The sequence below is a fragment of the Rathayibacter sp. RFBD1 genome (assembly GCF_002932915.1).
GTDB lineage: Bacteria > Actinomycetota > Actinomycetes > Actinomycetales > Microbacteriaceae > Rathayibacter.
On record NZ_PSWQ01000002.1, the window covers coordinates 127,652 to 149,441 of the forward strand.

Here is a 21,790-nt window from a genome sequence, read left to right on the forward strand (position 1 = left end):
GCCCCGGACGGACGGGACCCCCTCGCCTCGGCGACAGGGTCCCGTCCGTTCCGTCGTCTCCGGACCCGGCGCCTCAGCGGGCGGCGGACAGGCGCGCCAGACCCTCGTCGAGGGTGACCGACGGGCTCCACTGCAGATCGGCGCGCGTGCGGCGCTGGTCGAACCAGTGCGCGGTCGAGAGCTGCTCGGCGAGGAAGCGGGTCATCGGCGGCTCATCGGCGCCGGGCCGCACGGCCCACACGCGCTCGACGAGCGAGCCCGCAGCGCGGGCGACGGAGGCGGGGACGGACCAGCGCGGCGGCTCGACGCCCGAGGCGCGGCAGATCCCGGCGAGCAGCTCGGCGACCGGGCGCGGCTCGCCGTTGGTGACGACGTAGGAGCGGCCGTGCACCTCCTCCGCCCGCCCGAGAGCGGCGACGATCGCCGAGGCGGCGTTGTCGATGTAGGTGGAGTCGATCAGCGCCTGGCCGTGCCCGAGGAGCGGCAGCCGGCCGGCGCGCGCCCGCTCGACGATGCGGGCGACGAGCTGGGTGTCGCCCGGACCCCAGACCAGGTGCGGGCGCACGGCGACCACCGCGAAGCCGGGGGCGTCGGCCGCGAGGGCCAGCAGCTCGGCCCGGGCCTTGGTGCGCGCGTAGTCGCCGCGGGCCCGGTCCGGATCGGCGGGCTCGGCGTCGTCGCCGGTGATCGAGGAGCCGGAGTGGGCGACGGAGGGCGACGAGATCTGGACGAAGCGGCTCACGCCGGCGCGGGCGGCGGCGGCGAGCAGACGCCGGGTGCCGTCGATGTTCACGCGGTCGAAGTCGCCAGGATCGCCGGCGAGCGAGACCTTCGCGGCGAGGTGCACGACGCCCTCGGCCGCGTCGACGGCCTCCTCGACCGCGCGCGGATCGGTCAGGGAGCCCCGCGCCTCCTCGACGCCCGCGACCCCGGAGGGCCGACGCTGGAAGGTGCGGACCTCGTGCCCCTGGGCGACGAGGCCCGCGGCCACCGCACCGCCGAGCAGGCCGCTCGCGCCGGTGACCAGGACCCTCACGGAGCCACCATCGGGCCGCCGGCGAGCACGCCCTCGGCCCAGCGCGAGAGCGCGGCCCGGTCGATCTTGGAGTTGTGGCGGATGTCGGTGGGCAGCGCCGGGACGACGAGCACCGCGGCGACGGGCCGGCCGACGGCCGCGCGCACCTCAGCGGCGAGGGCCTCCTCGGCCAGCACCACGCGGCGCGCGCCCGAGCGCAGCTCGACCACGGCGACCAGCTGCGCGACTCCGCGCGGGCCGGCTCCGACGATCGCGGCGCGGGCGACCGAGGCCACGCGCGCCTCGATCCGCTGCTCCGGTCCGACCGGCGTGACCACGCCGTCGGGAGTGACGACGACGTGCGGCATGCGGCCCTCGACCCAGAGGCGGCCGGCGGAGTCGATCCGCCCGACGTCCCCGGTGCGGTGCCAGCGCTCGCCCGGGACGGCGCCGACGCGGGCGGCACGGTCGGTGAGCCAGAGGCGCTCGTAGTGGTCCTCGACGTGACCTGCCGAGACGACGATCTCGCCGGTCGTGCCGGTGATCTCCTCCGGCTCGTCCGTGGCGCGGCCGTCGGCGTCGAGCGGGGCGATCCGCAGCCGGACGCCCGCGGCGGGCACGCCCACGCAGACGCCTCCGCGCGGATCGTCGTCGGACGCGGCCTCGCGGATGCCCTCCAGCGACGCGTCGGTGAGCAGCAGCCCCTCGGTCATGCCGTAGGGAGTGCGGGCGGAGGCGTTCGGCATGAGGGCCTGCGCCTCGCCGAGCAGTCCCGCCGAGACGGGGGCGCCGGCCGAGAGGAAGGTGCGCACGCCGGCGAGGGCCCGGTGGTCGTCGGCGTCGAGCGCGCCGGCGGTGGCCACGACGTTGGCCAGTGCGGCCGGCGAGAGGAACAGCACGGTCGCGTCGACCCGTGCGGCGGCCGCGGCGACGGCGGCCGCGGTGAGCGTCCGGGGCGCGGTGACGTCCATGTCCGGGGTGGCGGAGCGCGTGCCCAGCGCGGGACCGAGCAGGGCGAACGGCGCGAAGCCCGCGACGAGGCCGGTGCCCGGTCCGATCCCGTACTGGCGGGCGAGCGCGTCGCGGACGCCGGCGAGCTGGCGGTGCGTGTAGACGACGCCCTTGGCGGGGCCGGTCGAGCCGGAGGTGAACAGGATCGCGGCCACGGCGTCGGCGGCGGGCGCCTCGCCCAGCGCCTCCGGGTCGGCGGCCAGCTCGGCGCGGCCGAGCTCGATCAGCTGCCCGAGCGAGGTGTCGACCCCGAGGGCCGAGGCGGAGGCGCGGGGCAGGGTCTGCGTCGAGACCCGGCCGCCGGGCCAGCGGAGGGCCCGCGCGACGGTGAGGCCGGGCAGGGCGCCGACCACTAGATCCGGCCAGGCGCCGCGGACCGCGCGGGTGAGACCGCGCAGGCCCAGGCCCGCGTCGGCGACGACCACGACGGCTCCGATGCGCAGGCACGCGTAGAGCAGCGCCGTCAGGTCGGCGCCGGGCGGCACGAGGAGCGAGACGCGGTCGCCCGGGGAGACGCCGGAGGCGCGGAGCCCGGCGGCGAGCTCGCGGACCCGCTGCGAGAGCAGGCGCCACGAGACCGAGCGGGGCCCGCCGCCTCCGGGAGGCGCCATCTCGACCAGGGCGAGCGAGTCGTCCTGCGCGTTGCGGTCGAGGTGCGCCCAGAGCGGCTCGACCGGCGCGGTCGGGCGTCGGACGTCGGGGGCGGGGTCGCCGCCGAACGGCTCCTCGCCGTCGGAGAGGTCGCCCAGCCAGGTGAGGACGGCGGACGCGTAGTCGACGTCCTCGGCCACCAGGTGGCCCGCTCCCTCGTAGCGGTGGACCTGCGCGTGCGGGAGGCGGTCGACGAGGTCGTCGAGGTAGCGGTCGGAGAAGATCGGGTCCAGCGGGCCCCAGAGCATCAGGGCCGGCGTCGTCAGGGCGCTGACGCCCTCGGCGATGCGCTGCAGCTCTGGGTCGCTCGGGTGCGCGGAGTCGACCGGGATGTCGGCGACGAAGCCGCCCACTCCGCCGCGGCGCGACGCGGACCGGTAGGGCGCGCGGTACCCCTCCTTCACCGCGGAGGGCAGCGCGGGGTGCCCCAGCGCGAGGGTCGTCTCGAGGAAGGCCGGCGTACCGACCGTCGAGGCGCCGAGCACACCCGAGGCGAGCGCGAGCCGGAGCGGGGCCGGGATCGGCTCGTCGGCGCTCTGGTGAATCGCGGTGTTCAGGAGCATCGTGGCGCGCAGCTGCTCCGGATGGTCGACCGCCCAGCCCAGCGAGACGACTCCGCCCCAGTCGTGGCCGAGGGTGACCACGTCGTCGAGGCCGAGCACGTCGGTGAGGTTGGAGAGCTCGCGCACGCGGTCGGCGAGCGTGTGCAGGGCGCCGGTCCGCTCGGAGAAGCCCATCTCGAGCTGGTCGACAGCGACCACCCGCCAGGCGGGGCCTCCGTGGCGGGCCGACTCGAGCGTGGCGGCCGCGAGGCGGCGCCAGAGGTAGGACCAGGTGGGGTTGCCGTGCACGCAGAGGACGGTGCCGACGGGCTCCGTGCCGAGGGCCTCACCCGTGTCGAGCAGGTGCCAGCGGCGCGGAACGCCCTGGGCATCCGGAGCGTCGATGAGGCGCGACCACGCGGGATCGAGCCCGTCGAGCCCGGCCGGGGGCCGCTGCGCCGCGGCCGTGGAGCCGAGCGCTCCGCGGATCCGCTCGGCCGGGTGGGGCGCGGTCACCAGGCGATCTCGAGCATCGCGGTGTTGATGCCCGAGCCCACTCCGATGAGCAGCACCCGGTTGCCGGGCTGCAGGGTCTCGGCCTCCTGGGCCAGGGTGATCGGGATCGACGCCGGGCCGACGTTGCCGAGGGTGGGGTAGGTCGTGGGGACGCGGCTGCGGTCGATGCCGACGGCCTTCACCAGGGCGTCGGTGTGCACGTCCGACACCTGGTGCGTGATGTAGCGGTCCATCCCGCTCCAGTTCCAGTCGCGGGTGGCCTCCTTCCACGCCGAGAGGACGAGCTCCATGCCGCCCTTGAGCAGCGCCTTCGCGTCCGTGAACATGCCGTCGACGCTGCCGACGCAGAGCTCGTTGAACTGCGTGGCCGCGCGGGTGATGCCGCCGAGGATGCGGTGGCCCTTGGGGTGCTCGTCGGCCGGGCCGAGGACGGCCGCGGCCGCGCCGGAGCCGAGGGTCAGGCTCGCGAACTCGCTCATGAAGTCCTTGCGCTTGACGCCCTCGCGGCTCAAGCGCTCGATGGTGTTGACCTGGATCTCGTCGGCGTCCTCGCCGTCGATGATGAGCGCGTAGCGGATCTGACCGGAGTCGATCAGCTGCGCGGCGAGGGTCATGCCGTTGACGAAGCCGAGGCACGCGTTCGCGATGTCGAAGTTGATGGCCGATGAGGGCAGGCCGAGCCCGTGGTGCAGGCGCACGGCGACCGAGGGCTCGAGGTGCTTGCGGGTCACCGACGTGTTGATGATCAGGCCGATCTGGTCGGCGCGGACGCCGGCCTCGGCGAGAGCGCGCTTGCCCGCGTCGATCGCCGCTCCGTCGAAGCCCTGCTCGGAGCCCCAGTTGCGGCGCTCGTGCACTCCGGCGACGCGCTGGAGGAGCCCGGTGGGGAGCCGCAGGCGCTTGAGCGCCGGAGCGAGCCGCGCCTCGATCTCGGCCGAGGTGGTCACGCGCGGAGCCAGCGTGGTCGCGACGGACAGCAATGCGACGTTGCGGTGCGTGGTCGTTGCGTTTCCGTCCAACGGAACTCCCTGTCGAGTTGTCGATCCTGGCATGTGCCTCCGTGATTTTACGCTGTCGTTCAGGCTGCGCTTCCTGGACGCCCGCTGGGCGGTCGCGCAACGCGTCCTCGGCGGCCCGGCGGAGGCTCCTCCCCCGGAACGACGGGCGAGGAGCCGCCGAGGCCACACGCGACGCGCGGTGTCAACCCACCCGCCGGGGCGTCAGGTCCCCATCGCCCACGGCTCGCGATCGCCGCGGAGGCGGGCGGCGAGCGCCATCGCCTGCTCGTCGGTCAGGGTCGCGACGTAGTCGACCACACCGCGCCCCCGGCCGAGCCGCTGCAGCGCGGCCGGGTCGGAGGTCGGCCGGCCGCGCTCGTCCGCCGGGAGCCAGTCGGGGTGGTCGGCGCGCAGGCGGAAGTAGCCGTCGGTCGCGAGCTCGATCAGGTCGAGCAGCTTCTGCGGAGCCCGCGAGCCGTCGCGCGGGTCCTCGAGCCAGGCGTCGAGGTGGGTCACCAGCGTCTCGAGCACCTGCGACTGGCCGCGCTGGTAGGTGGCGAAGTCCGGCCGGTCGATCACGAAGCGCGTGTGCACGAACTTCAGCACGGCCACGTCGTGCCAGGCGTCGGGGAGGAGGGAGAGGTGGCCCGAGCGGACGTTCGGCTCGGCGAGCACCACCACGGAGCGCTGCAGGCGGCCGATCCAGGAGGAGACGAAGGCCTCGATCGCGCGCTCGGTGCGCGTCGATCCGTCGAACGGGAGCGCGAGGAGCCCCTCGACCAGCTCGGTCGACACCCGCTCCACGGAGGCGCGGAAGTGCTCGTCGCTCGCGATCCACGGGTCGCGGGCCACGAGCCTCCGGCGGAGCATCTCGAGCGAGTGCCCGGGGGCGCGCGCCCACAGCTCCTCGGCGTCGAGGGCGGCGAGCGCGTTCTGCTCGCGGAGGAACGCGCGGAACTCCACGGCGACGGCCGCCTGCTGCAGCACTCCCGCGCGGTAGAAGTCGTCGAGGTCGTGCAGCGAGTAGGCGATGTCGTCGGCGACATCCATGACCGAGCACTCGAGGGTCTGCTGCCAGGGGGCGATCGCGGCGAAGCCGGAGCGGGCGTCGAGCAGGTCGTCGAGGTCGAGGGTGTACGCCGAGAACTTCGGCGGCGCGGTCTCCCACCGGCTGGCGGTCGAGCCGCGGGGCAGCTCGGTCGGGTCGGCGGAGTCGATGCCGGGGCGGTGGACCGTCCGCCCCCACGGGTACTTGAGCACGGCGGCACGGGAGGCGGCGGTGAGGTTCAGCCCCACCTCCACCGTCTCGCAGACGTCGAGCTCGGAGAGGATCCGGAACGACTGCGCGTTGCCCTCGAAGCCCTCCGCGAGCCCCAGGCGCTCGCGCGCGAGGCGGTCGAGCGCCTGCTCGCCGAGGTGGCCGAACGGAGGGTGGCCGAGGTCGTGCGCGCTGGCCGCGGCCTGCACGACCACCGGGTCGCAGCCGCCGAGCCGCTCGACCAGCTCGCGCTGGGCGGGATCGGTGGTGGTCAGCTGCATCGCGATCGCGCGGGCGACCGCGGTGACCTTGATCGAGTGCGTGAGCCGGTTGTGCACGACCTGGCCGACGCCGGAGGGCGAGATGACCTGGGTCACCGCGGAGAGTCGGGCGAAGTAGGGCGAGAAGCGGATCCGCTCCAGGTCGACGCGGTACTCGGGGTACTCCTCGCCGGTGGCGAACCGGTCGACCGGCTCGGGGATGCGCCGGTCGCGGCGGTGGTCGTGCGGGGCCGAGGCCCGCGGGGCCGTCGTCTCGGGGAGTGCCGGCTCGCTCATGGCTTCACCCTAATCAGGGGCGCGGGGGCGGAGGGACCGCGCCGCTCCGGCGGTCGGCGTCGCTCCTGCGGTCGGCGTCGCTCCTGCGGCGAGACACCGCGTCCGCCGGCGAGGCACCGCGGGGACGGCGGCGCCTCGGGGAGCGCACGAACACCTCGGCGGTCCGGTGGGCGAGGCCGGCGCCTCGGCGGACGCCGGGACGCCCCGCGGCAGCCCGGCCGACGGGCGAACAGAAGACGGGGGGGGCGCGGCCTCCCGTCAGGCGGACTGCTCGCGCGGAGCGACGGCGAGGTGCACGGCCGCGGCGACGACCGCGCCGAGGACGTAGGCCGCGATGTCGAGCCAGGAGAAGGTGGTGCCGACGACGAGGCGGAGCGGCGCCCACAGCTCGACCAGGCGCGCTGCGACTCCGATCGCCTGCAGCTGCTCCATCGCGATCGACCAGGCCAGCGCGATCCCGGCAGCCGTCTCGCCCGGGATGCGCGGCAGGAGCACCGCGATCAGCAGCGCCACCAGGACGACGTAGGCCACTCCGCCGGCGAGGTCGGCGAGCAGCCCCGTGAGCACGAACCGCAGCGCCAGGCCCAGGCCGAGCACGGCGACGGCCGCGAGGGCGAAGCGGAGCCGCGCCTTCACCGGGCACGCTCCTCGAGGGCGCGCTGGAGGCGGTCGAGAGCGAGGAGGAACGTGCGGTCGTCGGCCACGCGCCAGCCGAGGGCGGCCGGGGCGGCGACGACCAGGGGCACGAGGACGGTGCGCGGGCGCCGCCTCGCCGCACGCAGGACGGCGGAGGCGGGCGGCGGGGCGAGGACCGCCAGGACCAGTGCGCGGACCCGGTGAGCACCCGAGGGCGAGGTGCCGACGCCCACCGAGACGATCCGATCCCACTCGGCGATGCGCAGGGCGTCCGCGCGCTCGGCGGCGAGCTCGAGTCCGTCGCGGCCGACGGCCAGCACTGCGGCGGCGGCGGCGGCCGGAGCGGCGGAGGCGGGTGCCGCGATCCGGCGCAGCGCCCGGGCGAGCTCGGGAGTGCGCAGGACGGCGAACCCCTCGGTGACCGCGGCGAGCGCCGCCAGCCGGCGCTGCCGCTCCGGGGCGGCCTGGCGGACCCGGGCCCGGACGGCGGCCGGGGCGGGCAGGGGCGCGGCGAGCAGCGCCGTCGGCTCGAACCGCGTGCGCGGGGGCAGCGGGACCGCCGGCGGCGTGCGCGGCGGGGGCTCGCCCCAGTGCGGCGTCGATGCGGGATCCATGCGCCCCTCCCTCCTCGCGCGGCTCCGAGCCGCCCCTGAGATCATCCCTCCTCCGCCCTCCCGCCTTGCCGAGAGGGCTCGCTGGGCTTACGATGGAGTACCCCCCGGGGGTATGCCGCGACCGGCGTGCCGACCGGACGCCCACCGGGCCGATCGACCGGATCGGACCGGACGCACCACACAGGAGGACCCATGAGCACCAGGATCGACCTCGGCCTGACCGCGAGCGGATCGACGGGAGGGTGCGGCTGCGGCGGAGGCGGCGCCTGTGCGTGCGGCGGCCACGGCGACGCCGGCCGCTCCGATGCCGGACACGCGGCGCAGGGCTCCCTGTCGGCCGCGTCCGTGCAGAGCTTCGGCGTCGCGGGCATGACCTGCGAGCACTGCGTCCGCAGCGTCACCGAGGAGCTCGCCGCCTACCCCGAGGTCTCGGCGGTCGACGTGTCCCTCGCCCCCGACGGGGTCTCGACCGTCACGGTCGGCTCCTCCCGGCCGCTCGGCCGCGAGGAGATCGCCGCCGCCGTCGCCGACGCGGGCTACCGCCTCGCTCCCCTGAGCTGACGTGGCCGAGACCACCGGCACCCCGCTCGAGCTCGCCATCGGAGGGATGACCTGCGCCTCCTGCGTCGCGCGGGTCGAGAAGCGCCTCGACGCGCTCCCCGGAGTCCACGCGACCGTCAACCTCGCCCTCGAGCGCGCGACGCTGACCCTCCCGCCCGGCACGACTCCCGCCGACGCGATCGCCGCCGTCGAGGCCGCGGGCTACAGCGCGACGGTCCCCTCCATCGGCGAGGCGGCTCCCGCGGAGGAGCAGGAGGAGCAGAGCGACGACGACCGGGAGCGGCGCGCCCTGCGCACCCGGCTCCGCGTCTCCGCCCTGCTCGCCGTGCCGGTGGTCCTGCTCTCGATGATCCCGCCGCTGCAGTTCGCGAACTGGCAGTGGCTGTGCCTCGCCCTCGCCTCACCGGTCGCGGTCTGGGGCGCGCTGCCCTTCCACCGCAACGCCTGGCGGGCGCTGCGGCACGGCTCCACCACCATGGACACCCTGATCAGCCTCGGGGTCAGCGCCTCCTTCGCCTGGTCGGTCTGGGCTCTGTTCCTCGGCGACGCCGGGCGGCCCGGCATGAGCATGCCGTTCGAGCTGCTGGGCAGCCGGTCCGGCCACGACGAGATCTACCTCGAGGTCGCCGCCGCCGTCCCTGTCCTCGTGCTGGCCGGCCGCTACCTGGAGGCGCGGTCGAAGCGCGACGCCGGTGCGGCGCTCCGGGCGCTCCTCCGCCTGGGCGCGAAGGACGCCGTGCGCGTCGCCGCCGACGGACAGGAGGAGCGCGTGCCCGCGTCCTCGCTCGCCGTCGGCGACGTCCTCCGCGTGCGCCCCGGCGAGACCGTCGCCGCCGACGGCACCGTGCTCGAGGGCTCGAGCGCGATCGACGCGAGCATGCTCACCGGCGAGAGCGTGCCGATCGAGGTCGGCCCGGGCTCGACCGTGACCGGCGGAGTGCTCAACGCGCACGGCCTGCTCACCGTCCGCGTCGACCGCGTCGGCTCCGAGACCACGCTCGCGCGGATGGGCCGCCTCGTCTCGGACGCGCAGGCCGGCAAGGCGCGCGTCCAGCGGCTCGCCGACCGCGTCTCCTCCGTCTTCGTGCCGGTCGTGGTGGTGCTCGCCCTGGCCACCCTCGCCGGCTGGCTGATCGCCGGCGCCGACCTCGCCGCCGCCGTCTCTCCCGCCGTCGCCGTCCTCGTCGTCGCCTGCCCGTGCGCGCTGGGCCTGGCCACCCCGACCGCCGTCCTCGTCGGCACCGGCCGCGGCTCCCAGCTCGGGATCCTCCTCCGCGGGCCGGAGGTGCTCGAGGCCGGGCGGCGGATCGACACGGTCGTGCTCGACAAGACCGGCACGCTCACCACCGGCGCGTTCCAGGTCGTCGAGTCCAGCGACGACGAGAGCCTGCGGATGCTCGCCGCCGTCGAGCGCGGGTCGGAGCATCCGCTCGCCGCGGCGATCGTGGCCGGGGCCGCGCACCTCGACGTCCCCGAGGCGACCGGATTCCGCTCCAGCACCGGGTTCGGCGTGCGCGCCCGGGTCGAGGGCCGCCTGGTCGTCGCCGGCCGGCTGCGCTGGCTGGAGGAGCAGTGGGGCTTCGCGCCGGGCGGTCTCGCCGAGCGCGCCGAGCGAGCGACCGCCGAGGGCGGCACCGTCGTCGGCGTCGGCTGGGAGGGGGCGCTGCGCGGCTTCGCGGTCCTCCGCGACGAGCCGAGGCCGGAGGCGTCCCGCACCGTCCGCGCCCTGCGCGAGCGGGGCCTGCGGGTGATGGTGCTGACCGGCGACAACCCGCGGGCGGCGCAGGCCGTCGCCTCGGCCGTCGGCATCGACGAGGTCGTCGCCGAGGTGCTGCCGGAGGAGAAGCTCGCGGTGATCGAGCGCCTCCGTGCGGAGGGCCGCCACGTCGCCTTCGTCGGCGACGGTGTGAACGACGCCGCCGCGCTGGCCGCCGCGGACGTGGGGATCGCGATGGGCGCCGGATCGGACGCGGCGATCGAGGCGAGCGACATCACCCTCGTCGGCGACGACCTCGGCCGGGTGCCCGACGCCCTGCGCCTCGGGCGCCGCACCCTCGCGGTCATCCGGGGCAACCTCTTCTGGGCCTTCGCCTACAACGTGGCCGCGATCCCGCTCGCGATGGCCGGACTCCTGGGGCCGCTCGTGGCCGGCGCCGCGATGGCGTTCTCGAGCGTCTTCGTCGTGCTGAACAGCCTGCGGCTGCGGTCGTTCCGCTGAGTCCCGGCGGGCCGTCCGGAGTTCCCTCGCGGAGCTCTTGACGGCCCGCCCGCAGCTGGCGAGGGTGAGCGCATGAGCCTCTTCATCACCTGCCCGGTCGACGACGTCGAGCGCGCCACCGCCTTCTACACCGCGCTGGGCTGGACCCTGAACGCCGAGATGTCCCGCGAGGACGTCTCCTGCTTCGCGATCGGTCCCGGCACGTCCGTCATGCTCGCGAGCCGCGCGATGTACGAGAGCGTCGGCGCCACCGAGGAGCTGATCGGCGCCCCCGGCACCCCCTCGAAGGTGACCGTCTCGTTCGACCTCGACAGCCGCGCGGCCGTCGACGAGCTCGTCGAGCGGGCCGCCGCCGCGGGCGGCCGGATCGGCGACACCGACGACTACCCCTTCATGTACCAGCGCCAGTTCGACGACCTCGACGGCTACCACTACTCCCCGTTCTGGATGAAGCCGGGCGGCGACGCGGCGGAGTGACGGGGCCGCGCGGACTCACTCCGCGTGCCGCAGGCGGTGCCGCCGGACCGCGGCCCGGTTCGCGCAGCGGACGGAGCAGTACCGCTGCCGGCCGTTCCGCGTCACGTCGACGACGACGTTCCTGCAGTGGTCGCCCGACGCCCGACCGGCCTCGCACCGCAGGAGGCGGCTCATCCCCCGGGTCGTCAGGTGCAGCGCCGTGCCCACCGCGATGACGGCGTGGAGGACGTGCGCCAGGGACTGGTCCTGGTCGCGGTAGTGCAGGTGCCAGCCCTCGTCGTCGTGGTCGGTCAGGCGCGGATACGCGGCGATCGCGGCCATCTGGCGGTTCAGCGACGTCGCCCGGTCGCTCGGAGTCGGCGCGTCGACCACTTCCAGCCACTCGTCGATCACGTCGCGTGTCCTGGCGTGGTCGTCCGGGCCGGACTCGAAGGCCATCGTCATGCCGAACTCGCGCGTGCGCGCCTCGATGCCCGCGCGGTCGGACGGCCAGTCGTTCGCGAGGGAGGCGGCGAGCAGGACCGCGTACTCGCCGTAAGGGTTGAGCTGCATAAGACCATGACAGCACAGTGGCTCCCATGCGCACCTCCACACCCTCCCCGCACCCCTCCGAGCCGCTCGCCCCCGCCGTCGATCCGCACGAGCACGGCTGGACGACCGAGTCGGCCCACCGGACCAGCGAGGGCGTCGTCGTGTACGTCCGCTGCGACACCTGCGGGACGCGGCGCGTGGACGTGCGGACCGGACGCCAGGATCCCCCTGCCGCTCTCAGCCGCGTCCTGCCCGCCTCCGACCACCGCTCCCGCCGTGGAGCAGAGGGAGGATGAGGGCATGATCGCCGACCTGACCCTCCCCTGCGACGCCGGCCCCGGGGAGAGGAGCCTCCTCCTCCGGCGTGCGGTGCTCGACGACCTCCCCGCGATCGTCCGGCTCCTCTCCGACGACCCGATCAGCGCCGGGCGCGGAGACGTCGCCGCCGAGGAGGACGGGGCCGCCTACGAGGCCGCCTTCCGGAGCATCGCGCAGGACCCGGGCAACGATCTCGTGGTCGCGGTGGACGGCGCCGGAGCCGTGGTCGGCACGCTGCAGCTGACCGTGATCCCCGGGATGGCGCGCCGCGGCAGCTCCCGCCTGCTCATCGAAGCGGTCCGGGTGGCGAGCGCCGAGCGGTCGGCGGGGATCGGCACGGCCCTGATGCGCTGGGTGCTGGACGTCGCTGCGATCGAGCTCCGCACGCCGCTCGTCCAGCTGACCTCGGACGCCGCCCGAACCGACGCCCACCGCTTCTACCTGCGCCTGGGCTTCGTCGACTCGCACGTGGGCTTCAAGCGCCGCGTCGAGCTGCCGGGCTCGTAGCGGCGGTGCGGGCCGCCCGTCCGGACGCCCGATCGGCTGTCCCCGCGAGCACGGCCGGCCCAGGAATGGACGATCCGAGCGGAGGCCCGGACGGCACTGCTCGCCTCTCCCCGGCCGACGTGATTGGCTGGCCCGATGAGAACCGAGACCCGTCAGGGCGTCCCCCTCCTGCTCGTCGACGACGACGGAGGCGCGCTCTCGACCCCGGACGACGCGATCGCGCTGATCGGCGAGACCTACGGCGGCGACGTCGAGACGATCGTGGTGCCCGTCGGCCGGCTCGACCCCGAGTTCCTCCGCCTGCGCTCCGGCATCGCCGGCGAGTTCGTGCAGAAGTTCGTCTCGTACGGCAAGCGGCTGGTGATCCTCGGCGACGTCAGCGGGCCGGTGGCGGAGTCGAGCGCGCTGCAGGCCTTCGTCATCGAGTCGAACCGCGGCGACCACCTCTGGTTCGCCGCCGACCTCGAGGCGCTCGACGCCCGCCTCCGCAGCTCCGGGACCGCGAACGAGCCCGGCGCCGACGGCGGAGTGGAGCCGACGCCCGGCCCCGCCCGCTGATGCCCCTGCTCCAGCCCGGCCCCGACGGCTCTCCACCCGAGGTCGACGGTCCGGTCCGCCTCCTCCTTCTCGCCGACACGCACCTACCGAAGCGGGCGAAGGCCCTCCCGGACGAGGTGTGGCGCGCGGTCGACGAGGTCGACCTGGTCGTGCACGCGGGCGACTGGGTCGACGAGGCGACGCTGAACGCGCTGGAGGAGCGGGCGGCGCTCCTGCTGGCCGTGTGGGGCAACAACGATCCGGAGCCGCTGCGCGCCCGCCTGCCCGAGGTCGCGCGCGCCCGCGTCGCCGGCCTCGACGTCCGCGTGGTGCACGAGACCGGAGCGGCGACCGGCCGCGAGACCCGCGCCGACGCCGCCCATCCGGGTGCCGACGTGCTCGTCTTCGGGCACAGCCACATCCCCTGGGACACCGTCTCCCCGGCGGGTCTCCGCCTGCTCAATCCGGGCTCCCCGACGGATCGGAGGCGCCAGCCGGCCTGCACCTTCCTGACGGCCATCGCCGACGACGGAGTGCTCCGCGACGTGCACCTGACCGCCCTGCCGCTCCGGGCACGAACCATTCCCGGCGGCGGCGCAAGGGGGTCACAGAGCATTTAGGTCGGCCTAAGCTCACCTGGATGAGCAGCTCACACGACCACCCCGACTCCGCGCACCTGCGCCCGGAGGGTCTCGACGACGCCACCGTGGCGGCGCTCGGGAAGCTCTCGGAGGCGCTCGAGACGGTCGAGCACGCCCGCGGTCTGCTCTACGGCTTCCACCGGCTCACCGGCGCGGCCGACCTCGCTCTGGGCGAGGCCGTCGACGCGCTGCGCGAGGCCGGCCACGCCGCGACCGCCGAGCGGATCGAGGCCGAGCTCGTCGGCCGCAACGTCATCGAGGGGCGCTGGACCTTCCAGATCGTCGAGGACTACGACGACACCTACTACGCCGCGTTCCGGGAGCAGGAGCGCGCCGCGCGCGACGAGCTCGCCGGCGGACGCCGCCACCTCTTCGAGTCCGAGATGAAGGAGGACCGCCGCTCCGGCGGCCGCCGCCATCACGAGTCGCGCCCGGAGGCGGGCTCGTGAACGCCGTCATCCGGATGCACGCCTCGTCGCTGCGGGTCAAGGCGGTCACGCCCGGCCGCGGTGGACGCGGCACGCCTCCCGAGCCCGAGGCGACGATGCGGCGCACCACGCTCAGCATCGACGGCCGTCGCTTCCTCCTCGCCGTCTCCCTCGACACCGAGGAGCTCGAGAAGCGCCTGGTCGAGGCCGTGCGCAACCGCGGCGACATGGTGAGCTTCACGGTCGCCGGCGAGCGCGAGGTCTGCGTGCTGGTCTCCCCGGGCGTCGCGGTCATCCTCGAGCACGAGGACGTCCCGGTCGAGGATCCGGACGCCGAGGACGCGCCGATCCTGTACGACGACGTCGAGTACCTGACCTGATCCGTCGGCGACCGGTCCCGGCCGCCGGTCCGGGCGCGGCCTCTCGACTCGGGTCGTCCACCCGCTCAGACCGCTCCGGTGCTCGCCCACAGGTGGAACGCCGCGTGCGCCCGGTGCGGCCGCCACGCCTGCGACGCCGCCTCCGCCTCCGCCGTGCTCACCCGGCCGAGCGCCTTCCGCAGCACCAGGTCGCCGGCGGGGAAGGCGTCCGGATCGCCGAGGAACCGGAGCGCGAGGTAGTCGGCCGTCCACGGCCCGATGCCCGGGATCGCGAGGAGCGCGCGCCGCTGCTCCGGCAGGTCGCCCGCGCGGTCGAGCACGGGTCCGGCGGCGAAGGCCTCGGCGACGGCCCGGACCGTCCGCGCCCGGGCGTTGGTGATCCCGATCGCCGAGCGCAGCGCCTCGAACTCCGGCGCGAGCAGGGCGGCGGGTGCCGGGAACGCCAGCAGACCTTGCTCTCCCGGGGCGCCGAAGGCCGCGGCGGTCCGTCCGCCGAAGGTCCGGGCCGCGGCGACGGACACCTGCTGGCCGAGGACCGCCATCACCGCCGCCTCGAACGCCTCCGGGTACTGCGTCGCGCGCAGCCCCGGTCGGGCCGCGACGGAGCGGGCGAGCAGCGGGTCCCGCGAGAGCTCGGCGCCGATCGCCACGACGTCGGAGTCGAGGTCGAACCAGGCACGGACGACCGCGGCCGCCGGCGTCAGCACGTCCGGCTCCGCCTCCACCCGCAGCCCGGTCTCCGTCACCTCGAGCACGATCGGCCGCGGCGCCCCGTCGAGGGTGAGCAGGCGCTCCAGGCGCCGGCCGTCGGCCGAGACCCGCTCCACTCCGGGGAGGGCGTGGTTGCGGAGGAGGCTCGCGGCGCCGGCGGAGTCGAAGGGCCCGAGGGCCGGCAGGTCGAGGGAGGACGTCTCGTTCAGGGGAGCAGGACCGTCTTGCCGCGCGCGCGGCCCGACTCGACGAGGGCGAGCGCGGCGGCCGCCTCGGTCAGCGGGAAGGAGGGCCCGAGCACGACCTCGAGCTCCCCGCGACCGGCGCGGTCGAGCAGGCCCGGCCGGGCGGCGTCGCGGAGCGCGGTGCCGGGATCGGCTCCCGGTCCGCCGCCGAGCATCAGGATCCCGCCGAGGCGGGCGGCGTGCTCGAAGCCGGCGACGGTGGCGATGCGCGAGCGGTCGGCGACCAGAGCCACCGAGGCGTCCAGCGCCTCGTCGGTGCCCGCCGTGTCCAGCGCGACGTCGACGCCGCCGGGGGCCAGGACGCGCACGCGCTCCTCCAGCCCGGCGCCGTAGCGGACCGGCTCCGCGCCGAAGCGGCGGACGACCTCCTCGCCGCGCTCGCTCGTGGTGCCCAGCACCCGTGCTCCGCGGGCGACCGCGAGCTGCACAGCGAGCGAGCCGACGGCTCCGCTCGCCCCGTGCACCAGGACGGTGACCCCGGAGGAGACGCGGGTGGCCTCGACGAGGTGCTCGGCGGTCGTCCCGGCCAGCAGCAGGCCCGCGGCCGCCGCCCAGCCGAGCCCGGCGGGCTTGGGCAGGACCGCGCTCGCGGGCGCGACCAGCTCGGCGGAGTAGCCGCCGGAGACCCGGAACGCCACGACCTCGTCGCCCACCCGGATCGGGCCGAGCGGCCCCTCGGCCCCCTCGCCGACCGCGGTCACGACTCCGGAGACCTCGCTGCCCGGCCGGACCGGCACCCGTCCGCGCCCGAACATCCCGCGCAGGAGCTTCGCGTCGGCCGGGTTCACGCCCGCTGCGCGCACCGCGATCCGCACCCTGCCGGGCGCCGGCTCCCCTGGATCGACCTCGACGGCGCGCAGCGCCTCCGGTCCGTCGAATCCCTCGGCCTGCATCGCGACGACCATGCGTCCGCCTCCCGTTCCCGGGCGCCCGCGCACCCGAGCGCGACGCTAGCAGCAGCGTCCGACCCCCGGATCCCCTGCGGAGAGCGCGGCAGCCGACCGAGAACGCCCGTTCTGGTACCGCCTACCATGGAGGGATGTCCCCGATCCTCGACGAGCGCCCTCCCCGCGAGGCGATCCTCGCGGCCGCCGACCGGCTCTACTACGAGCGCGGCATCCAGTCCGTCGGGATGGACGAGCTCCGCACGGCCGCGGGCGTCTCGTTGAAGCGCCTCTACTCGGAGTTCCCGAGCAAGGAGTCGGTGGTGGTCGCCGTCCTGCACGGCCGGCACGAGCAGTGGACCCTCGGCGTGACCACCCGGGTCGCCGCGGCGGACGGACCGCGCGGCAAGCTGCTCGCGATCTACGACTTCCTCTTCGACTGGTTCTCCGAGGACTCGTTCCGCGGCTGCGGCTTCATCAACGCCTTCGGGGAGCTCGGCTCGTCGAACCCGATGGTCGCCGAGATGGCGCGCGACCACAAGGAGACGTTCCAGCGCTTCCTCGCGACCCTCGCCGAGGAGGCGGGAGGCGGCGCCGAGCTCGCCGCGCAGCTCGCGATCCTCGCCGAGGGCGCCCAGACCACCGCGGCCATCGCCGGAACCCCGGAGGCCGCCCTGCACGCGCGTCGCGCCGCCGAGATCCTCATCGACGCGGAGACGCGCCCCGTCTGAGGCACGCCGCGCGCGGGATCAGGCCTCGCCGCCCCCGGGCGGGCCGACCACCAGCAGCGCCGCGAAGACGACGGCGACCAGAGCCAGGACCAGCGCCCCGGCGAGCACGGGCCGCGCGAGCGCCCAGCGGAGGAGCCGGCTCGTCACGCGCCGGTCGCGCGGGTCGTCCGTGGCGTGCGTCCGCCACGGGCCCTCCAGCAGGCCGCGGCGCTCGAAGCCGCGCTCCAGCGGGACCGTCGCATAGGGCACGACCGCGCTGACGACCGCGAGCGCCGTCGCGCCCGCCGACCACCGCTGGTTCACCGCGAGCACCAGGGCCGCGGCTCCGTAGGCGAGGAACGCGAACCCGTGGATCGGCCCGGCGACGCTCACCGGCCAGTCGCCGGCTCCGGCCGCGTACTTCAGCAGCATCCCGACGATCAGGAGAGTCCAGGTCACCGCCTCGACGATCGACAGCAGGCGGAAGAGGCGGCGCGGGCTCATGGGATCGGCTCCGTTCGGTCCGCGGCGACGCGGCTCGGGGTCGGTCGAGGGTCGCCCGGAGCCTACGGGAGCACGCTCGCGAGGAACCTGAGCGGACGGGGACCGCTCGGGGCGCTCAGCCCAGCCAGCCGGTGAGCGAGAGGGCCGTCACCGCGCCGACCAGGCCCGCGGCGACGAGGGCGACCGTGCCCGTGACTCCGCTGCGGGAGGGGGCTGCGGCGGGGCCGCCGGCCAGGCGCGCCCAGAGCCGGCGTGCCACCTCCTCGGCGGAGGGGCGGTCGGCCGGATCGAGAGCGGTCATCGCGGTCAGCAACTCGCGCCACTCCGCCGGGACCGACTCCGGGACGACAGGCGCGTGGTGGAGGCGCTGGATCGAGATCTCGAGCGTCGTGCCGGTGTAGGCCCTGCGGCCCGAGACGGCCTCGAGCAGGACCAGCCCGAGCGAGTAGACGTCGGACGCCGGTCCGACCGGGCCGGAGCCGAGGCTCTCGGGGCTGAGGTACGCGGCGGTGCCCACCAGCACGTCGGAGCGGGTGAGCCGGGCGTCGTCGACCGAGCGGGCGATCCCGAAGTCGCTGAGCTTGGCCTCGTGCGCGGAGAAGCCGGATGCGGTGGCGCGCGAGCGGACGAGGACGTTCTCGGGCTTCACGTCGCGGTGGAGGACGCCCTGCGCGTGCAGGTGCGCGAGAGCATCGGCCACCTGAGCGCCGACCTCCGCGATGAGCCGCGGATCGCCGGAGCCGAACCAGTCGGCCGCCAGGTCGCTGCGGTCGAAGTACTCGAGGACGAGGAACGCGAGGTCGCCCTCCTCGCCGAGGATCTCGCCCTGGTCGAGGACGTCCACCACGGAGGCGTGACGCGAGTCGATCAGGAAGCGGATCTCGCGCTCGCGACGCGCCCGCTCGTTGGGGGTGTCCGGGACGTCGCGGTGGACCTTGACCGCGACCTGGCGGGCGAGGCGGAGGTCGCGGGCGCGGTAGACGACGGCGCTGCCGCCCTCCCCCACCCGCTCGAGCACGAGGTAGCGACAGGCGAGGGTGGAGCCGACCAGCGGATCCACGACGTCGGCGGGGAGCGGCTGCAGGCGGTCGAGTTCGTCCAGCACGGGCAGCTCCCTTCGCTAATGAGTCACTAGATCGTCTAACTAGTAGTCCCTTCGTAGTGGTCGCCGCCCTTCCAGGCAAGCACCTCGGGGGAGGTTGGCTTGTCTAGATCTTCTTGCTACGAGACTGTCTAGACTGTCCGGCATGGATGAGGTCACGCTGAAGCGACCCGGGGCCTTCTGGTTCTCGGGTGAGGCGACCGAGCCCGGAGCGGTGGAGGTCCTCGCCGCGATGCGCGCCTTCCGCACGGCGGAGGCCGCGATGCGCCGCCGGACCCGCGGATCCATGGGCATGGGCGAGAACGACCTGTTGGCCGTGCAGTTCCTCATGCGCCGCCAGCAGAAGGGCCTGCACGTCAGCCCGAAGGACCTGGCCTCCTACCTCGGCATCTCCTCCGCCTCCACGACCGTGCTGATCGACCGGCTGGTCAAGAGCGGGCACGTGGTCCGGGAGCCGCACCCGAGCGACCGCCGGGCCATCCGCATCGTCGCCACCCCCACCTCCCACCGCGAGGTGCGCGAGACGCTCGACGAGATGCACCGCCGCATGCTCGAGGCGGCCGAGACGCTCAACCCCTCCGAGGCCGGGACCGTCATCCGCTTCCTGCAGACGATGCGCGACATCGTCGAGCGCCCGGCCGACTCCGAGACGGTCGACGCCGCCCAGGAGCTCGCGGGCGAGCCGATCGGCGAGTACGCCGACGGCGTGCTGGAGCAGCGCCGCGCCTGACCGGCGTCCACTCGGCCGCGACCGCGTGTCCCCGGGAGTTCACTCCGAGGGTCTTCTGCCGCGCCCCGGATCCGTCGGAGAATCGAGGCGTCCGGCGGCGATGGACAGAAAACGCAGTCCGCGACGTAAGTAGCTAGCTCAACTAGTAGGAAGTCTTTCTAGCGATATAGAGTGACGGACGTCAGCCACTCGCACGTCAGATCGGAGCACACCATGGGCAACATCCTGTACGGCACTCCCCCCGCCGCCATCGAGGTCGAGGACCGCGCCCTCGCCCACCTCCAGATCGTCATCATCAACAAGTTCCGCCGCGATGAGCGCTTCCTGCTCACCCTCGACGCGAGCCCCCAGGCCGGCACCGGCCGCCGCGGCGTGTGGATGCACCCGACCATCCCGATCCAGTTCGAGTTCAAGGGCAGCCGCCAGCCCACGATCAACCCGGAGTGGGTCGAGGCCCTCATGGAGCGCGCCAACAGCGGCGCCGGCCTCCGCATCGTGCCCGAGCCGACGAGCAACGCCGCCGTCCCGCTGCGCCGCGCCGAGCCCGCCGCCTGACCCTCCGCGCCGGAGCCGCTCCCGATCAGGCTCCGCCGCCGCACACCGACACGACCCGCCTTCCCGCCCGGGAGGCGGGTTCCGTCGTCTCCGGGCCTGAGAACCCCGGGAGCGCGCTCGCAAGTGGTTGACATTCCGCGCCACGGTCAGGGTCGCAGTCCTACACTGCTCCTGCGGCACGGGGTCGTTCCGGCGGGCTCGTCCCTGCTGTCGCACGCATGACCGGCCGCCGGCCGCTCGGGCCCCCCTCTCGAGCGACCGGCGGACGGCTGCGCGGCGCACCCGAAGCGCCGTCCGCGAGGTCCGCCGGAACCAGGAGCGGCCAGATGACCCACGGAACGAACAGCCTCACCACCACCGTCGACGAGGTGCGCCCGGGCGACCTCTTCTGCGCCGTCGTCGCCCACGAGACCGAGCAGTGGCGCGTCGTCGCCGTCCTCGGCATCCGCGTCCTCGCCGAGCGGGTCTCCGGAGGAGACCGCCGCAGCTTCACGCTCCGCTTCGTGCGCCACCAGCTCTCGCCGGACGTGCTCATCGCGAGGGGCGCCGCAGCGACGGCCTCTCCGGACTCCCGCCGCTAGAGCGCCGCCGTCGCCACGGCGGGCCGCGCCAGGCGGGCGAAGAGGCGGTCGAACACGACCCGCCGATCGAACTGCAGGGCGTACTCCCGGGCGGCCGCCGCTCGGCGTGCGCGATCGTCGGCGCTGAGCTCGAGGACGGCGTGGTCGAGGAGCGCGGCGATCGTGTCCGGGCTGTCGACCGGGGTCACGAAGGCGTGCTCGCCGATCGCCTCGCCGATGCCGCCGGTCAGCGTGGTGATGATCGGCCCGCCCCCGGCGAGCATCTTCTCGGCCAGCGCGATGCCGAAGGTCTCGACGAACTCGGGCCGCGGCTTGCTCGGGAGCACGAACGCCGCGCAGCCCGCCATCAGGAAGGGCTTCTCCGCGTCGCCGACGTCGTCGAGGAAGCGGATGCGGTGCGCCAGCGGCGACGCCGCCGCGATCCGGCGCAGCTCCGCCTCCTGCGGACCGCGACCCGCGATGACGAGCTCGTGGCGCTCGTGGACGGCACTGCGCTCGTAACCCGTGATGAGGTCCTCCACGCCCTTCGCCTCGGTCAGGCGCGAGAGGAAGAGGACGTAGCCGTCGGTCCGGAGTCCGCGGGCCCGCACGACCTCCTCGACGACGCCGGGGTCGAGGTCGAGGTAGGCGTCCGCGTCGATCGCCGGGTAGGACACGGCGATGCGCTCCCGGCACTGCGGAGCGAAGCGCGTCCCGTGCGCGGCGTCGACGCGCTCCGCCTCCTCGATGATCAGGTCGCGCGTGTACTCCGACACCGCGACGCAGTGATCCTGCGAGAGGTAGGAGGAGAGGATGTGCGCGGCGGCGCCCAGCCGGCCCTCCTCCACCGCCCGGCGGACCACGTTGGTGACGTCGGAGCCGACGGCCTCGGCGATCGTGGTGACCTCGACGGGGAGTCCGGTGCTCCAGGCGGCGCGGAGGGCGTCGGCCACGACGAGCGTGTGCGGGCTCAGGTAGAGCGAGAGGCAGACGGTCGGGACGCCGTCGGTGAACAGCTCGATCAGGCGTCCGGTCATCCCGGCCAGCCAGCGGCCGTCCGGGACCTTGTAGTCGCCCACGGGTCCCGGCCGCTCCACGACGATGCCGTCGCTGTAGGGCAGCACGGCGTCGAGCGGCTTGAGCGGGAGGCCCGCGGCCTCGAGCCGGTCGATCGGCCAGGTGACGATCCGGACCTCGTCGAATCCGCGCTCCCGGGCGGTCTCGGCGAGATTGCGCGCTTCGACGGAGTGCCCGCAGATCACCGGATCGGCGCGGACGACGATGACGAGTCTGTTCTGCACGGTGTTCGCGTGCGTGCTCTGGTCCATGGGTCTCCTTCAGGGGTCGTCGGTCGGGTGCGGCGGCGGAGGCCGGGCGCGCGGGGTCGGTGGTG

General features: G+C 74.9%; 25 protein-coding genes. 13 read left to right on the forward strand and 12 right to left on the reverse strand.

The features are described 5' to 3' along the window. Positions 1-73 precede the first annotated feature (73 nt). From C5D50_RS00700 to C5D50_RS16410, 6 genes are all read right to left on the reverse strand, one after another. A complete protein-coding gene (locus C5D50_RS00700; protein ID WP_104224184.1) occupies positions 74-1,036 on the reverse strand; it encodes an NAD(P)-dependent oxidoreductase in 963 nt (320 codons plus the stop codon). Further along, complete coding sequence (locus C5D50_RS00705; RefSeq protein ID WP_258069509.1) at positions 1,033-3,735, reverse strand: alpha/beta fold hydrolase; 2,703 nt, start codon at positions 3,733-3,735, stop codon at positions 1,033-1,035. The genes C5D50_RS00700 and C5D50_RS00705 overlap by 4 nt, the downstream gene beginning before the upstream one ends. Beyond that, positions 3,732-4,787 (reverse strand): 3-oxoacyl-ACP synthase III, encoded by a 1,056-nt coding sequence (locus C5D50_RS00710; protein WP_104224183.1) that lies wholly within the window; start codon positions 4,785-4,787, stop codon positions 3,732-3,734. The genes C5D50_RS00705 and C5D50_RS00710 overlap by 4 nt, the downstream gene beginning before the upstream one ends. A gap of 168 nt (positions 4,788-4,955) precedes the next feature. Further along, on the reverse strand, positions 4,956-6,548 hold the full coding sequence (locus tag C5D50_RS00715) for a deoxyguanosinetriphosphate triphosphohydrolase family protein (RefSeq protein WP_104233447.1): 1,593 nt from the start codon (positions 6,546-6,548) through the stop codon (positions 4,956-4,958). A gap of 258 nt (positions 6,549-6,806) precedes the next feature. After that, positions 6,807-7,184: a DUF2809 domain-containing protein gene (locus C5D50_RS16405; RefSeq protein ID WP_181137256.1), complete on the reverse strand. Its 378-nt coding sequence runs from the start codon at positions 7,182-7,184 to the stop codon at positions 6,807-6,809. Next, positions 7,181-7,798 (reverse strand): hypothetical protein, encoded by a 618-nt coding sequence (locus C5D50_RS16410; protein WP_181137257.1) that lies wholly within the window; start codon positions 7,796-7,798, stop codon positions 7,181-7,183. Before C5D50_RS16410 ends, C5D50_RS16405 begins: the two co-directional genes overlap by 4 nt. A 192-nt stretch (positions 7,799-7,990) precedes the next feature. Here C5D50_RS16410 and C5D50_RS16755 point away from each other — a divergent pair, with 192 nt between their 5' ends. The 3 genes from C5D50_RS16755 (at position 7,991) to C5D50_RS00735 (ending at position 11,054) form a co-directional block, all read left to right on the forward strand. Next, a complete protein-coding gene (locus C5D50_RS16755) occupies positions 7,991-8,359 on the forward strand; it encodes a heavy-metal-associated domain-containing protein (protein ID WP_104224180.1) in 369 nt (122 codons plus the stop codon). A gap of 1 nt (position 8,360) precedes the next feature. After that, positions 8,361-10,577, forward strand: a complete 2,217-nt coding sequence (locus tag C5D50_RS00730; RefSeq protein WP_258069510.1) for a cation-translocating P-type ATPase — start codon at positions 8,361-8,363, stop codon at positions 10,575-10,577. 72 nt (positions 10,578-10,649) lie between these two features. Then, positions 10,650-11,054: a VOC family protein gene (locus C5D50_RS00735; protein ID WP_104225941.1), complete on the forward strand. Its 405-nt coding sequence runs from the start codon at positions 10,650-10,652 to the stop codon at positions 11,052-11,054. A 15-nt stretch (positions 11,055-11,069) separates the two neighbouring features. Here C5D50_RS00735 and C5D50_RS00740 read toward each other — a convergent pair whose 3' ends face one another. Next, positions 11,070-11,606: a CGNR zinc finger domain-containing protein gene (locus C5D50_RS00740; protein WP_104282450.1), complete on the reverse strand. Its 537-nt coding sequence runs from the start codon at positions 11,604-11,606 to the stop codon at positions 11,070-11,072. Positions 11,607-11,632: 26 nt separating this feature from the next. On the opposite strand from C5D50_RS00740, the gene C5D50_RS00745 reads away from it, so the two are divergent. From C5D50_RS00745 to C5D50_RS16415, 6 genes are all read left to right on the forward strand, one after another. After that, a complete protein-coding gene (locus C5D50_RS00745; RefSeq protein ID WP_104282451.1) occupies positions 11,633-11,881 on the forward strand; it encodes a hypothetical protein in 249 nt (82 codons plus the stop codon). Positions 11,882-11,885: 4 nt separating this feature from the next. Next, a complete protein-coding gene (locus C5D50_RS00750; protein WP_104261049.1) occupies positions 11,886-12,410 on the forward strand; it encodes a GNAT family N-acetyltransferase in 525 nt (174 codons plus the stop codon). A 135-nt stretch (positions 12,411-12,545) separates the two neighbouring features. Next, on the forward strand, positions 12,546-12,968 hold the full coding sequence (locus C5D50_RS00755) for a DUF4180 domain-containing protein (protein ID WP_104282452.1): 423 nt from the start codon (positions 12,546-12,548) through the stop codon (positions 12,966-12,968). Beyond that, positions 12,968-13,567, forward strand: a complete 600-nt coding sequence (locus C5D50_RS00760) for a metallophosphoesterase (protein WP_104282453.1) — start codon at positions 12,968-12,970, stop codon at positions 13,565-13,567. Before C5D50_RS00755 ends, C5D50_RS00760 begins: the two co-directional genes overlap by 1 nt. Positions 13,568-13,587: 20 nt before the next feature. After that, positions 13,588-14,037, forward strand: coding sequence for a hypothetical protein (locus tag C5D50_RS00765; RefSeq protein ID WP_104224173.1), 450 nt, complete (start codon positions 13,588-13,590; stop codon positions 14,035-14,037). After that, entirely contained in the window at positions 14,034-14,396 is a 363-nt protein-coding gene (locus tag C5D50_RS16415) for a hypothetical protein (RefSeq protein ID WP_104224172.1), read from the forward strand. Before C5D50_RS00765 ends, C5D50_RS16415 begins: the two co-directional genes overlap by 4 nt. 65 nt (positions 14,397-14,461) lie before the next feature. On the opposite strand, the gene C5D50_RS00775 is transcribed toward C5D50_RS16415, so the two are convergent. Together C5D50_RS00775 and C5D50_RS00780 are read right to left on the reverse strand one after the other, a co-directional pair. Beyond that, positions 14,462-15,316 carry an AlkA N-terminal domain-containing protein gene (locus C5D50_RS00775; protein ID WP_308471084.1) on the reverse strand — a complete coding sequence of 285 codons (855 nt, stop codon included), beginning with the start codon at positions 15,314-15,316 and terminating at the stop codon, positions 14,462-14,464. Further along, complete coding sequence (locus C5D50_RS00780) at positions 15,313-16,257, reverse strand: NADP-dependent oxidoreductase (protein WP_258069511.1); 945 nt, start codon at positions 16,255-16,257, stop codon at positions 15,313-15,315. Before C5D50_RS00780 ends, C5D50_RS00775 begins: the two co-directional genes overlap by 4 nt. A 134-nt stretch (positions 16,258-16,391) precedes the next feature. On the opposite strand from C5D50_RS00780, the gene C5D50_RS00785 reads away from it, so the two are divergent. Beyond that, the gene (locus C5D50_RS00785; RefSeq protein ID WP_104224170.1) at positions 16,392-16,967 is read left to right on the forward strand and encodes a TetR/AcrR family transcriptional regulator; all 576 of its coding nucleotides are present in this window, start codon (positions 16,392-16,394) and stop codon (positions 16,965-16,967) included. A gap of 18 nt (positions 16,968-16,985) precedes the next feature. On the opposite strand, the gene C5D50_RS00790 is transcribed toward C5D50_RS00785, so the two are convergent. Beyond that, the gene (locus C5D50_RS00790; RefSeq protein ID WP_104225947.1) at positions 16,986-17,450 is read right to left on the reverse strand and encodes a DUF3817 domain-containing protein; all 465 of its coding nucleotides are present in this window, start codon (positions 17,448-17,450) and stop codon (positions 16,986-16,988) included. A gap of 115 nt (positions 17,451-17,565) precedes the next feature. After that, positions 17,566-18,555, reverse strand: a complete 990-nt coding sequence (locus C5D50_RS00795) for a serine/threonine-protein kinase (RefSeq protein WP_181137258.1) — start codon at positions 18,553-18,555, stop codon at positions 17,566-17,568. A gap of 142 nt (positions 18,556-18,697) precedes the next feature. Here C5D50_RS00795 and C5D50_RS00800 point away from each other — a divergent pair, with 142 nt between their 5' ends. The 3 genes from C5D50_RS00800 to C5D50_RS00810 all read left to right on the forward strand — a co-directional run bounded on the left by C5D50_RS00800 (position 18,698) and on the right by C5D50_RS00810 (position 20,418). Further along, positions 18,698-19,282, forward strand: a complete 585-nt coding sequence (locus C5D50_RS00800) for a MarR family winged helix-turn-helix transcriptional regulator (RefSeq protein WP_104282456.1) — start codon at positions 18,698-18,700, stop codon at positions 19,280-19,282. Positions 19,283-19,495: 213 nt separating this feature from the next. Beyond that, the gene (locus C5D50_RS00805) at positions 19,496-19,837 is read left to right on the forward strand and encodes an ATP-dependent DNA ligase (protein ID WP_104224199.1); all 342 of its coding nucleotides are present in this window, start codon (positions 19,496-19,498) and stop codon (positions 19,835-19,837) included. Positions 19,838-20,163: 326 nt separating this feature from the next. After that, the gene (locus C5D50_RS00810; protein WP_104246999.1) at positions 20,164-20,418 is read left to right on the forward strand and encodes a hypothetical protein; all 255 of its coding nucleotides are present in this window, start codon (positions 20,164-20,166) and stop codon (positions 20,416-20,418) included. Here the strand turns inward: C5D50_RS00810 and C5D50_RS00815 are convergent. Then, positions 20,415-21,725 carry a glycosyltransferase gene (locus tag C5D50_RS00815; RefSeq protein WP_104249746.1) on the reverse strand — a complete coding sequence of 437 codons (1,311 nt, stop codon included), beginning with the start codon at positions 21,723-21,725 and terminating at the stop codon, positions 20,415-20,417. The genes C5D50_RS00810 and C5D50_RS00815 overlap by 4 nt on opposite strands. Positions 21,726-21,790 lie beyond the last annotated feature (65 nt).